At 61.1% G+C, this 12,015-nt stretch carries 10 protein-coding genes; 5 read left to right on the plus strand and 5 right to left on the minus strand.

Features of this window, described 5'->3' with window-relative positions; translation table 11 throughout:
- Nucleotides 1-113 precede the first annotated feature (113 nt).
- The 5 genes from KGA89_RS23905 (at nucleotide 114) to KGA89_RS23925 (ending at nucleotide 8,078) form a co-directional block, all read left to right on the plus strand.
- Nucleotides 114-1,541: a di-heme oxidoredictase family protein gene (locus KGA89_RS23905; RefSeq protein ID WP_223472686.1), complete on the plus strand. Its 1,428-nt coding sequence runs from the start codon at nucleotides 114-116 to the stop codon at nucleotides 1,539-1,541.
- A gap of 28 nt (nucleotides 1,542-1,569) precedes the next feature.
- The gene (locus KGA89_RS23910; RefSeq protein WP_003204891.1) at nucleotides 1,570-2,634 is read left to right on the plus strand and encodes an imelysin family protein; all 1,065 of its coding nucleotides are present in this window, start codon (nucleotides 1,570-1,572) and stop codon (nucleotides 2,632-2,634) included.
- A 2-nt stretch (nucleotides 2,635-2,636) separates the two neighbouring features.
- Complete coding sequence (locus KGA89_RS23915; RefSeq protein WP_223472687.1) at nucleotides 2,637-3,734, plus strand: DUF1513 domain-containing protein; 1,098 nt, start codon at nucleotides 2,637-2,639, stop codon at nucleotides 3,732-3,734.
- Nucleotides 3,735-3,889: 155 nt separating this feature from the next.
- Nucleotides 3,890-5,038, plus strand: a complete 1,149-nt coding sequence (locus KGA89_RS23920) for an efflux RND transporter periplasmic adaptor subunit (RefSeq protein ID WP_043042805.1) — start codon at nucleotides 3,890-3,892, stop codon at nucleotides 5,036-5,038.
- 13 nt (nucleotides 5,039-5,051) lie between these two features.
- A complete protein-coding gene (locus KGA89_RS23925; RefSeq protein ID WP_223472688.1) occupies nucleotides 5,052-8,078 on the plus strand; it encodes a multidrug efflux RND transporter permease subunit in 3,027 nt (1,008 codons plus the stop codon).
- A 208-nt stretch (nucleotides 8,079-8,286) separates the two neighbouring features.
- Here the strand turns inward: KGA89_RS23925 and KGA89_RS23930 are convergent, their stop codons facing one another.
- From KGA89_RS23930 to colR, 5 genes are all read right to left on the minus strand, one after another.
- Nucleotides 8,287-8,514 (minus strand): hypothetical protein, encoded by a 228-nt coding sequence (locus tag KGA89_RS23930; RefSeq protein ID WP_013694093.1) that lies wholly within the window; start codon nucleotides 8,512-8,514, stop codon nucleotides 8,287-8,289.
- Nucleotides 8,515-8,516: 2 nt separating this feature from the next.
- Entirely contained in the window at nucleotides 8,517-9,227 is a 711-nt protein-coding gene (locus KGA89_RS23935) for a lipopolysaccharide kinase InaA family protein (protein WP_223472689.1), read from the minus strand.
- Nucleotides 9,228-9,231: 4 nt separating this feature from the next.
- Nucleotides 9,232-9,900 carry a class I SAM-dependent methyltransferase gene (locus KGA89_RS23940; protein WP_223472690.1) on the minus strand — a complete coding sequence of 223 codons (669 nt, stop codon included), beginning with the start codon at nucleotides 9,898-9,900 and terminating at the stop codon, nucleotides 9,232-9,234.
- A 128-nt stretch (nucleotides 9,901-10,028) separates the two neighbouring features.
- Nucleotides 10,029-11,306 (minus strand): sensor histidine kinase, encoded by a 1,278-nt coding sequence (locus KGA89_RS23945; protein WP_223472691.1) that lies wholly within the window; start codon nucleotides 11,304-11,306, stop codon nucleotides 10,029-10,031.
- On the minus strand, nucleotides 11,296-11,979 hold the full coding sequence (gene colR / locus KGA89_RS23950) for a two-component system response regulator ColR (protein WP_003204909.1): 684 nt from the start codon (nucleotides 11,977-11,979) through the stop codon (nucleotides 11,296-11,298). The genes KGA89_RS23945 and colR overlap by 11 nt, the downstream gene beginning before the upstream one ends.
- Nucleotides 11,980-12,015 lie beyond the last annotated feature (36 nt).

Consider the following 12,015-nt stretch of genomic DNA (forward strand, 5'->3'; position numbering starts at 1 on the left):
TGGTAATCTGGATAAAGTGCTGCTCAAAAACCAAACGATAATCCCTCTTATTCAAACCGCCCCGCCCTGTTAGACTTTGCGCCCTCGTTTTCACTCATCTCCCAGGACGCCCGATGCCATCGTTGCCTCTTCGTTTATGTGCGCTGTTCATGGCCCTGGGCCTGGGCGCCTGCGATGATGCCCCGCGTTTTACCCAGGCCGAACCGGGTGAAGCCCGTTCCGGTGGCGCCGCGACGGTACGCAAGACGGATCAGAACGCCTTTTCCCTGCCCTCGGCCAACCTGTCGCCCTCGCGGCGTGTGGATTTCAGCGTCGGCAACAGTTTCTTCCGCAGCCCCTGGGTGATCGCCCCCTCGACCACCACTGCCCGCGACGGCCTCGGGCCCTTGTTCAACACCAACGCCTGCCAGAACTGCCACATCAAGGACGGTCGCGGCCACCCGCCAACGCCGGACGCGACCAGCGCGGTATCGATGCTGGTGCGCCTGTCGATCCCCGACGCGCCGCCTTACGCCAAGGTCATCGAGCAACTCGGGGTGGTACCGGAACCGGTTTACGGTGGGCAATTGCAGGACATGTCCGTGCCCGGCGTCGCTCCCGAAGGCAAGGTGCGGGTCGATTACACGCCGGTTCCGCTACGCTTCCAGGACGGCACCATCGTGGAACTGCGCAAGCCGGACCTGCAGATCACCCAACTGGCCTATGGACCGATGCACCCGGACACGCGTTTTTCCGCCCGCGTCGCCCCGCCGATGATCGGCCTGGGGCTGCTCGAGGCCATCCCCGACGAAGCCATCCTGGCGAACGCCGAAGCCCAGGCCCGGGAGAAAAACGGCATCGCCGGGCGTCCCAACCAGGTTTGGGACGATGCCCAGCAAAAAACCGTCCTGGGACGGTTCGGCTGGAAGGCCGGACAGCCCAACCTCAACCAGCAGAACGTCCACGCGTTCTCCGGCGACATGGGCCTGACCACAAGCCTGCGGCCCTTCGACGATTGCACCCAGACCCAGGTCGACTGCAAGCGCGCGCCCAGCGGAAATGGCCCCGATGGCGAACCGGAAGTCAGCGACAACATCCTGCGACTGGTGCTGTTCTATAGCCGCAACCTCGCCGTACCGGCCCGGCGCGAGGTGAATTCGCCCCAGGTGTTGGCGGGCAAGAATCTGTTTTTCCAGGCCGGTTGCCAGTCTTGCCACACACCGAAATACACCACCGCCGCCAACGCTGCCGAACCGGAGTTGGCGAACCAGGTCATCCGCCCCTACACCGACCTGCTGTTGCACGACATGGGCGAAGGCCTGGCGGACAACCGCAGCGAATTCAAGGCCAGCGGCCGTGACTGGCGAACCCCGCCGCTGTGGGGCATCGGCCTGACCGAAACCGTCAACGGCCACACCCAGTTCCTGCATGACGGTCGGGCCCGCAACCTGCTCGAAGCCGTGCTGTGGCATGGCGGCGAAGCACAAGCAGCGCAGCGCCAGGTTTTAGCGTTCAATGCCGAGCAGCGCGCTGCGTTGCTGGCCTTCCTGAATTCCCTTTAAACGCCTTTTCCAGAAGTGGGAGCACGACATGTTCCGTCCCAAGCTGTTGTTCACCAGCCTCGCCGCCATCGCCCTCGGTGCCTGTTCGCCCCAGGACCCGCAAGCGGTCACCTCGGCCGCCATCGCCAAGCAAGTGATCCTGCCGACCTACAGCCGCTGGGTCGATGCCGACCGGCAACTGGCAACCAGCGCCCTGGCGTTCTGCCAAGGCAAGGAAAACCTGGAAACCGCCCGCGCCGATTTCCTCAAGGCGCAAAAAGCCTGGGCCGAACTGCAACCGCTGCTGATCGGTCCGCTGGCCGAGGGCAACCGCGCCTGGCAGGTGCAGTTCTGGCCGGACAAGAAAAACCTGGTGGGCCGTCAGGTCGAGCAATTGGTCAACAGCGAGCCACAGATCGACGCCGCCGGCCTGGCCAAGTCCAGCGTCGTGGTCCAGGGCCTCTCGGCCTATGAATACCTGCTGTTCGACGCCAAGATCGACATGGCCGACAGCGCGCAAAAAGCCAAGTATTGCCCGCTGCTCACCGCCATTGGTGAACGCCAGAAACAACTGGCCGAAGAGATCCTGTCGCGCTGGAACACCAACGACGGCATGCTCGCCCAGATGAGCAAATTCCCCAACCAGCGCTACGCTGATTCCCACGAGGCCATCGCCGACCTGCTGCGGGTCCAGGTCACCGCCCTGGATACGCTGAAGAAAAAACTCGGCACTCCGATGGGCCGCCAGAGCAAAGGCGTGCCACAGCCGTTCCAGGCCGATGCCTGGCGCAGCCAGTCGTCGTTGCAAGGCCTGGAGGCCAGCCTGAGTGCGGCCAGGACCGTCTGGGCAGGCGTGGACAACAAGGGCCTGCGCGGGCTGTTGCCAAGCGACCAGAAGCCCCTGGCCGACAAGATCGATGCCGCCTACGATGCCTCGTTGAAACTGTTCGCCAGCAGCCAGCGCTCGTTGACCGAAATGCTCAACGACGATGCCGGGCGCCAGCAACTCAACGATTTGTATGACAGCCTCAACGTCGTCCATCGCCTGCACGAAGGCGAACTGGCCAAGGCGCTGGGCATTCAACTGGGCTTCAATGCCAACGACGGTGACTGATCATGTTTCGACGTCAGGTTCTGGCACTGGGCAGCTTGCTGCTCGGCGCCGTCACCCTGGGCGGCTGGACGCTGTTCAAGCAAAAGGACAAGCACCCACTCTTGCTTTCGGCACGGGACGATGGCGACGGCAAGCACTACGCCGTCGGCTATCGACTGGACGGCACCCGGGTGTTCGCCACCCAGGTCGCCCAGCGTTGCCATGACATCATCAATCATCCGACGCAGCCGATTGCGCTGTTCGTCGCCCGTCGTCCAGGTACCGAAAGCTACCTGATCGACCTGCGCGACGGGACGCTGCTGCAAACCATCACTTCGTTGCCGAACCGGCATTTCTACGGCCATGCGGTGATTCACAAAAGCGGCGAATGGCTGTATGCCACCGAGAACGACACCACCGACCCGGGACGCGGCCTGTTGGGCGTGTACCGTTTCGAAGGCGAGCGACTGGTGCACAGCGGTGAGATGTCCACCCATGGCATCGGGCCGCACCAGGTGTCATGGATGCCTGATGGCGAAACGCTGGTGGTGGCCAATGGCGGCATTCGCACCGAGGCCGAAAGCCGGGTCGAAATGAACCTCGACGCCATGGAGCCAAGCCTGGTGCTGATGCAACGCGATGGCACCCTGCTGAGCAAGGAAACCCTCGCCCAGTCGATGAACAGCGTGCGCCACCTGGGCATCGCCAGCGACGGCACCATCGTCTCCGGCCAGCAGTTCATGGGCGCTGCCCAGGAGTCCTCGGAACTTCTGGCGATCAAGCGGCCGGGCCAGCCATTCCAGGCGTTCCCGGTGCCCGAAGAGCAATTGCAGGCCATGGGGCACTACACCGCCAGCGTCGCCGTGCACAGCGACCTGCGCCTGGTGGCCCTGACCGCTCCTCGTGGCAACCGCTTCTTCATCTGGGACCTGGACAGTGGCGAAGTACGCCTGGATGCGCCGCTGGCGGACTGTGCCGGCGTGGGCGCGGTGGCCGACGGGTTTGTCGTGACGTCGGGCCAAGGGCGTTGCCGCTATTACGATTGCCGGCAGACACAACTGGTTGCAAAACCACTGGATCTGCCGGCAGGGCTCTGGGACAACCATTTGCATCTGGCCTGAGCCAGGGAGCGAAGCACCTCGGTGCCGAGCTCCCTGATTTTTCGGAAAAATCCCACGCATCACCGGCCCGCCAACATCTGGAATAGCCCGCACACTCAGAGTAATGTGCCCGCCTATCTGTATTTTCTCTCAGCTCTTTTCCAAGGAAGTGGAACATGCTGCGTCGCCGCATGCTGATCATGTTGGGTGTTGTCCTGCTGGTGGTGCTGTTGCTCGCCGGCTACAAGGCCTTCTCCGTCTACCAGCAGATCCAGATGTTTTCTGCACCCAAACCGCCGGTCAGCGTGGCCGTGGCCACGGCAGCCCAGCAACCCTGGCAAGCTCGCCTGCCCACCGTTGGCAGCCTCAAGGCGCTGCAAGGCGTGGACCTGAGCCTGGAAATCGCCGGGACCGTGCAGAAGGTGCAATTCCAGTCAGGGCAGAAGGTCAAGGCCGGCCAGCCGCTCCTGCAACTGGACAGTGAAGTCGAAAGCGCCCTGCTGGAAACCGCCGAGGCCGACCTTGGCCTGGCGCAACTGGATTTCGGGCGCGGCCGACAACTGGTGGGCAGCCAGGCGATCTCCAAGGGTGAATTCGACCGGCTCTCGGCGCAATTGAAGAAGAACCAGGCCACGGTCAACCAGCTCAAGGCTTCGCTGGCCAAAAAACAGATTCTGGCGCCATTCAGCGGCACCATCGGCATTCGCCAGGTGGACGTTGGCGATTACCTGGCCAGCGGCACGGTGATCGCCACCCTGCAGGACCTCAGCAGCCTTTACGTAGACTTCTACGTCCCCGAGCAAACCGTGCCCAGGCTCGCCGTTACCCAGTCGGTCAACGTCAGTGTCTCGGCCTATCCCGGGCAAAACTTCGTCGCCACCATCAGCGCGATCAACCCCAAGGTCGAGGACAGCACCCGCAACGTGCTGGTGCGTGCCACCTTGGCCAACCCCGACGGCAAGCTGCTGCCCGGCATGTTCGCCAACCTGCAGGTAATCCTGCCGGAAGTGGCCGCCGGAATCGTCGTGCCGGAAAGCGCCGTGACCTACACCCTCTACGGCAACTCCATGTACGTGGTGAGCCAAAAGAAAACCGCCGACGGCAATGTCGAGAAAGACGACAAGGGCCAGCCGCTCCTGATCGCTGAACGGCGTTCCGTAGAAACCGGCGAGCGACGCGACGGGCAGGTGCTGGTTACCAAAGGCGTGCAGCGCGGCGAGCAAGTCGTGATCGCCGGCCAGCTCAAACTCGACAATGGCACGCCGATCGCCATCAGCGACGACAAGACCCTGACCGAACAGAACAGCCCACCGCGCGTGGACTGATCAAGGAACCCCCATGGCTTTTACCGATCCATTCATCCGCCGTCCGGTGCTCGCCACCGTGGTCAGCCTGTTGATCGTGCTGCTGGGCTTCCAGGCCTGGAGCAAGTTGCCCCTGCGTCAGTATCCACAAATGGAGAACGCCCTGATCACGGTGACCACCGCCTACCCCGGGGCCAACGCCGAAACCATCCAGGGCTACATTACCCAGCCGATGCAGCAGAGCCTGGCCAGTGCCGAGGGCATCGACTACATGACCTCGGTCAGCCGCCAGAATTTCTCGGTGATTTCGGTCTATGCCCGCATCGGCTCCAACAGCGACCGGCTCTTTACCGAACTGCTGGCCAAGGCCAACGAGGTCAAGAACCAACTGCCCCAGGATGCCGAGGACCCAGTCCTCAGCCGCGAGGCCGCCGATGCCTCGGCACTGATGTACATCAGTTTCTTCAGCAAGGAACTGAACAACCCGCAGATCACCGACTACCTGTCACGGGTGATCCAGCCCAAACTGGCGACCCTGCCAGGCATGGCTGAGGCGGAGATCCTCGGCAACCAGGTCTTCGCCATGCGCCTGTGGCTGGACCCGGTCAAGCTCGCCGGCTTCGGCCTGACTGCCGCCGACGTGACCAATGCCGTGCGCCAGCACAACTTCCTCTCCGCCGCCGGTGAAGTGAAAGGCGAGTATGTGGTCACCAGCATCAACGCCAACACCGAACTCAAGTCCGCCGAGGCCTTCGGCGCGATCCCGCTCAAGACCGACGGCGACAGCCGCGTGTTGCTGCGGGATGTGGCCCGCGTGGAAATGGGCGCCGAGAACTACGACTCCATCAGTTCCTTTGGTGGCACGCCCTCGGTGTACATCGGGATCAAGGCCACACCCGGTGCGAACCCGCTGGATGTGATCAAGGAAGTGCGCAAGATCATGCCGGACGTGGAGGCCCAGCTCCCGGCCAACCTCAAGGCCGAGATCGCCTACGACGCCACCCTGTTCATCCAGGCCTCCATCGACGAAGTGGTGAAAACCCTGTTCGAGGCAGTGCTGATCGTCATTGTCGTGGTGTTCCTGTTCCTCGGTGCCCTGCGTTCGGTGGTCATCCCGGTGGTGACCATCCCGCTGTCGATGATCGGCGTGATGTTCTTCATGCAGTTGATGGGCTACTCGATGAACCTCCTGACCCTGCTGGCCATGGTGCTCGCCATCGGTCTGGTGGTGGACGACGCCATCGTGGTGGTGGAGAACATCCACCGGCACATCGAGGAAGGCAAGACCCCACTCGACGCCGCGATAGAAGGCGCCCGGGAAATCGCCATGCCGGTGGTCTCGATGACCATCACCCTGGCGGCGGTGTACGCGCCGATCGGCCTGCTCCAGGGCCTGACGGGCGCTTTGTTCAAGGAGTTCGCATTGACCCTGGCCGGGGCGGTGGTGATCTCCGGCATCGTCGCCCTGACCTTGTCACCGATGATGTGCGCCATGCTGCTGCGCCACGATGAGAACCCCTCGGGCCTGGCCCATAGGCTGGACATGGTTTTCGAGCGCTTGAAGAGCCGTTACCAGCGCATGCTTCACGGCACGCTCAACACCCGGCCGGTGGTACTGGTGTTCGCCGTGATCGTCCTGCTGCTGATCCCGGTGCTGATCATGTTCACCAAGTCCGAACTGGCCCCCGACGAGGACCAGGGCATCATCTTCATGATGGCCAGCGCCCCGCAGCCAACCAACCTCGACTACCTGAACACGTACACCGATCACTTCATTACCATCTTCAAGGAGTTCCCGGAGTACTACTCCTCGTTCCAGATCAACGGCTACAACGGCGTACAGTCGGGTATCGGCGGCTTCCTGCTCAAGCCCTGGAACGAACGCAGCCGAACCCAGATGGAAATCCTGCCAGAGGTCCAGGCCAAGCTGGAAAGCGTGCCTGGCTTGCAGATCTTCGGTTTCAACCTGCCCTCGCTGCCGGGCACCGGTGAAGGCTTGCCATTTGCGTTCGTCATCAACTCGCCGAAGGATTATGCGACGCTGCTGGAGATCGCCGACCGGGTCAAAAAGCGCGCATTGGAATCCGGTAAGTTCGCCTTCATGGACATTGACCTGGCGTTCGACAAGCCCGAAGTCGTGGTGGATATCGATCGCGCCAAGGCCGCCCAGATGGGCGTTTCGATGCAGGACCTGGGCGGTACCCTGGCGACACTGCTGGGTGAAGCCGAGATCAACCGCTTCACGCTCGAGGGACGCAGCTACAAGGTCATTGCCCAGGTCGAACGCCCCTTCCGGGACAACCCGGACTGGTTGAACAATTACTACGTGAAAAATGCCAAGGGTGAATCACTCCCGCTCTCGACCCTGATCAAGGTCAGCGACCGGGCGCGACCGCGACAACTGAACCAGTTCCAGCAGCTCAATGCGGTGACCATTTCGGGCTTTCCCATCGTGAGCATGGGCGAGGCGATCGAGACCGTCCGCCAGATCGCCCGGGAGGAAGCCCCGGTGGGGTTCGCCTTCGATTACGCCGGGGCTTCGCGCCAATTCGTACAGGAAGGCAGCGCGTTGTGGGTGACCTTTGCCCTGGCACTGGCGATCATCTTCCTCGTACTGGCCGCGCAGTTCGAAAGCTTCCGGGACCCTCTGGTGATCCTGGTGACCGTGCCGCTGTCGATTTGCGGCGCCTTGATTCCGCTGTTCCTCGGCTGGTCGAGCATGAACATCTACACCCAGGTGGGCCTGGTGACGCTGATTGGACTGATCAGCAAACACGGGATCCTGATTGTCGAATTCGCCAACCAGCTGCGCAGGGAACAGAACCTGACACCGCGCGAAGCCGTGGAACAAGCCGCGTCGACTCGTCTGCGGCCGGTACTGATGACCACCGCAGCAATGGTGTTCGGCATGGTGCCGCTCATCTTCGCCACAGGCGCCGGGGCGGTGAGCCGCTTCGACATTGGCACGGTGATCGCCACCGGGATGTCGATTGGTACCTTGTTCACGCTGTTCGTGTTGCCTTGCGTCTACACGCTGCTGGCCAAGCCAGACAAGGCTTGAAGTGGACATCTGTGGCGAGGTTTTTTTGGGAGCAAGGCTAGCCCGCGATAAAGGCGGTGCGGTCTTCCAGTAATCGAGGCGGCTATTTCGCGAGCAAGCTTTGATCCCACAATCCAACAGGGATAAATCCCCTCGCCACAATGGGTTTTCTGCAGTCAAAAAATAAAGGCCTCGCACAAGCGAGGCCTTTATTTTGGCTTCATGTCTCTCAACTTTGCGGCCTCATCCCCTGGGACAGGCTGAACATGAACAGCAGCAGGTCATTGTCCGGTCGGATCGTCTCGCTGACCTTTGCCACGCGCGGCAAAGGACAATGCGCATCAGCATTGGAAGCACTGAGGATCTGCGAGCGTGGCTGTTCCCACACAGCCACCGCCATCGATGCAACTGCCAGGGCTCCGACTAAAAACAAACCTCTAGCAATTTCTAATTTCATCGCTATAAACCTTTGATAGCGCTGCCAAACGCCGCCTCGTAAAAGTAGACGAGTTTTTTCCAGTCAGCGTCGCTAAACGACGAGTGGCGCCGCAACTGCTTCAGGTCATGGGATGCCGCACGTTGGGCGGTCAGACGCTGGCGACACTTCTCAAAATCGAGCAAAGCCACCTCAGCCTTGGCCGCCTCGCCCTCTCCGGTCACTCGCACAAAGACGTGCTTGATGTAGATACAGCCATGTTGCCAACGCCCCATGTGCATGCGCGCAAGATTCTCAGCCAGACCCAGGAGGATTTGATCGTGCACCGCTTCGCCATGGCGCTCGCGGCCACCTGCGGCATACCAGTGCTCGATCTCTTCAAAGCCTTCCAGCGCCTGGGTCACCAGCAGCGCACGCCACTTGTGAACCGGGTCCCGCTGGGCGCCACAGAAAATGAGCTGGGGGACGCGAACACCCAATCGGGTCAACGCCAGAAGTGCGTCTTGCTCGCGCAGCACGGTCGGTCGACCGAACGGGTGCAACCAGCTGCGATAAATATGTCCGGTCTGACGCTTGGCATAAAGCAGCTTGCCGTCCTTGCTCTTGATCCGTTGCACGCCGCTTTCACCGCCGCGACGCACATTGGGTTCTTCCACCCACTCACCCTGCTGACTCCAGAAATGTTCAAAGTCGTCGTGAAGAATCGTTGATGGTTCTGCTGCCTGTACACCCATGCCTTTACCTCTTGCGTAATACATAAACTCGCCACATGGCATAGAGCGGTAGAAAATCCAGTCGTTCCTGAATACGAAACCCTGCCTGCCGAAACTCCTCCTCTACTGTAGCAACCGGTAACACAAATCGATTCTGGTAGTCTTTTTGCCCACGAGTGCGTTCCTGGCGCTTGCGTTTCCAGGCCTTGAAATTGCCATCAACCCATAACGAAACGATCACGCTGTCGCGGCTGACACGCTGGAATTCCCTAAGGATCGCCAGTCGATGCGCGGGTTCACCGATGTGGTGCAACAGGCGCATGCAAAAAATGCTATCGACGGCGTTATCAGGCAAGGCGATGTCGAACGCAGAAGTCTGCAAGGGTTGTACCCGTTTCACCACTTCGGCCGGTTGAGACTCCATTGCGGTCTTGAGCATGGCCTCGGAATTGTCCGCGCCGATGATGACCCGGTTCGGTTTTTCGGCCAACAAGGACCAGAATCGCCCGGCACCGCACGGCAAATCCAATACCAGGCCTGGATCACCCACGAGTGCCAATGCGCGCCGGGCCAGTTGCTGGTCTCGTAGGTTGGAAAGACGGCGACTCAAGCTGCCTCGATGCTTATGAAAATACTTCTTGGCGTGCTGCTCGTCGTATTTCTCGGAAAAATCGAGTTTGATAGGGTCGGGCATTGATGGGGGCCTCCATGTCTGAATAGCCCCCACCTTATGAATTGATATGTCAGGGTCAGGTCGTCACTTTGTGAAAAGTTTGTCATGTACATGACCGAATCATTACAGGATTTTTCCAACCTAAGCGATCATACCTTCGGATTCAACTCCACCTCGAAACGGCAACCGTTGGGTTCCATCGTGCTGAGACTCACCGTCCAGCCCTGGTTCTCGCAAATCCGTTGCACCAGTGACAGCCCCAACCCCAGCCCCTCGCCGCGCTTTTCGTTGCCACGCACGAATGGCTCGAACATCGCCTCGCGCTTCTCCTCCGGGATGCCCACGCCACTGTCCTCGACCATGAAGCCGGTCACAGACAACGAGAGACGGATGAACCCCTGGTCGGTGTAGTGCAAGGCATTTCGCAGCAGGTTGCCCATGACGGCAGTCAGGAAAGTGGCGTTATACAAGGTGTCGAGTGTTTGTCCCGGTTCGAAGATCAGCGTCAGGCCTTTGGATTCGATAGGGTCGCGCCACACTCCGAGGAGATTTTCGGCCACCTGTGCAAGGTTCGACCGAGGCGACATGCCGTTGTCGTCGCGCTGTGCCCTGGCGAGCATCAGGAAGGTCTGCACCAGTTCGCGCATCTCTTCACTGGCCCTGTTGATGCGCTCGACCTGGGTGCGACCACGCAGATCCAGTGCCGGGTTTTCCAGAAGCAATTCGCAGGAGGTCGCCAAGACCATCAACGGTGTGCGCAATTCGTGGCTTACGTCGCTGGTGAACAATCGTTCGCGGGTCAGGGCCTGGCGCAAGCGTCCCAGTGTTGCGTCGAACGCCACGGCCAGTTCACCCACTTCATCGGCGGCATAATCCGGGGCCAGCGGCGGAGCCAGGCCCAGGAGCTGGTCGCGATGGCGCACTTGCCGGGCCAGGCGAACCACCGGCGCCATCACCCGGCGTGCCAGGACCCAGCCCAAAAATACCGCCAGCGCCAGGCTGAGCACAAAGCCCACCAGCACCACGGCGAACAGCACCCGCTCGCGCTCCTCGAAGTCGCTCTGGTCCTGCAGCAACACGTAATGCCGGCCATCAACGATCTCGACCATGGCGTGATATGACAACTGCTCGCGAAACACCTCATGAAAACCACGTTCCAGATGGCGCAGGTCCTTGGGCAACTCGAAGTCACCTGGGCCACCGCTGAAATAAAACAACTGGTCGGGTTCCGGGCGATGGTTCCAGTCCGAGACACTGTCCATCAACAGCAAGCGCTGCAGATCGCCGCCAAGCCCGGCGGAGATCAGTTTTTCTTCGACCAGGTGGACCGTTGCCACGATGCCCATGGCGAAAGCGCCAGCCACCAATGCGCTCATCAGCGCAAAGGCGATGATGATCCGTTGGGCGAGGCTCTGCTTAAACTCCATCGCGGCCCTCGGCCAAGCGATAGCCGACGCCGTGTACCGTGTGCAACAACGGCTTGTCGAACGGCTTGTCGATCACTTGGCGCAGTTGATGGACGTGGCTGCGCAGGCTGTCGCTGTCCGGACAATCATCGCCCCACAACGCTTCTTCGAGGATTTCGCGGCGCAGCACGTGAGGGCTTTTCTGCATCAGTACCGCCAGCAGCTTGAGGCCTACGGGGTTGAGCTTGAGCAGCTTGCCTTCACGCGTCACTTCCAGGGTATCGAGGTCGTAGCTCAGGTCGCCGACCTGCAAGGCACGGCGGCCACCACCCTGGGACCGACGCATGACGGCTTCGATCCGCGCCGCCAGTTCCGAAAGGGCAAACGGTTTGATCAAGTAGTCATCGGCCCCGGACTTGAAACCCTGCAGCCGGTCGTCCAACTGGTCCCGAGCGGTCAGCATGATCACTGGCGTATCGAGCCGGGCGTCTTCGCGCAGGCGCTTGCACAAGGTGTAGCCGTCGATGCCCGGCAGCATGATGTCGAGCACGATCAGGTCGTAGTGTTCGGTCGCGGCCAGGTGCAACCCCGACAAACCGTCCTGGGCACAATCGACGGTGTAGCCCTTGAGCCCCAGGTAATCGGCCAGGTTGGCCAGGATATCGCGGTTGTCTTCGACCAATAGAATTCGCATGGGCACCTCTGTGTACACAGTTAACGGCCATCTTGG

It is taken from the genome of Pseudomonas sp. A-RE-22, from assembly GCF_019956035.1.
Lineage (GTDB): Bacteria > Pseudomonadota > Gammaproteobacteria > Pseudomonadales > Pseudomonadaceae > Aquipseudomonas > Aquipseudomonas brassicacearum.

What these genes read in the sequence shown, in the direction of transcription:
- KGA89_RS23920 (WP_043042805.1), top strand. Translation starts at nt 3,890, where the DNA reads ATGCTGCGTCGCCGCATGCTGATCATGTTGGGTGTTGTCCTGCTGGTG.
- KGA89_RS23940 (WP_223472690.1), bottom strand. Translation starts at nt 9,900, where the DNA reads ATGCCCGACCCTATCAAACTCGATTTTTCCGAGAAATACGACGAGCAG.
- KGA89_RS23945 (WP_223472691.1), bottom strand. Translation starts at nt 11,306, where the DNA reads ATGGAGTTTAAGCAGAGCCTCGCCCAACGGATCATCATCGCCTTTGCG.
- KGA89_RS23905 (WP_223472686.1), top strand. Translation starts at nt 114, where the DNA reads ATGCCATCGTTGCCTCTTCGTTTATGTGCGCTGTTCATGGCCCTGGGC.
- KGA89_RS23910 (WP_003204891.1), top strand. Translation starts at nt 1,570, where the DNA reads ATGTTCCGTCCCAAGCTGTTGTTCACCAGCCTCGCCGCCATCGCCCTC.
- KGA89_RS23925 (WP_223472688.1), top strand. Translation starts at nt 5,052, where the DNA reads ATGGCTTTTACCGATCCATTCATCCGCCGTCCGGTGCTCGCCACCGTG.
- colR (WP_003204909.1), bottom strand. Translation starts at nt 11,979, where the DNA reads ATGCGAATTCTATTGGTCGAAGACAACCGCGATATCCTGGCCAACCTG.
- KGA89_RS23915 (WP_223472687.1), top strand. Translation starts at nt 2,637, where the DNA reads ATGTTTCGACGTCAGGTTCTGGCACTGGGCAGCTTGCTGCTCGGCGCC.
- KGA89_RS23935 (WP_223472689.1), bottom strand. Translation starts at nt 9,227, where the DNA reads ATGGGTGTACAGGCAGCAGAACCATCAACGATTCTTCACGACGACTTT.
- KGA89_RS23930 (WP_013694093.1), bottom strand. Translation starts at nt 8,514, where the DNA reads ATGAAATTAGAAATTGCTAGAGGTTTGTTTTTAGTCGGAGCCCTGGCA.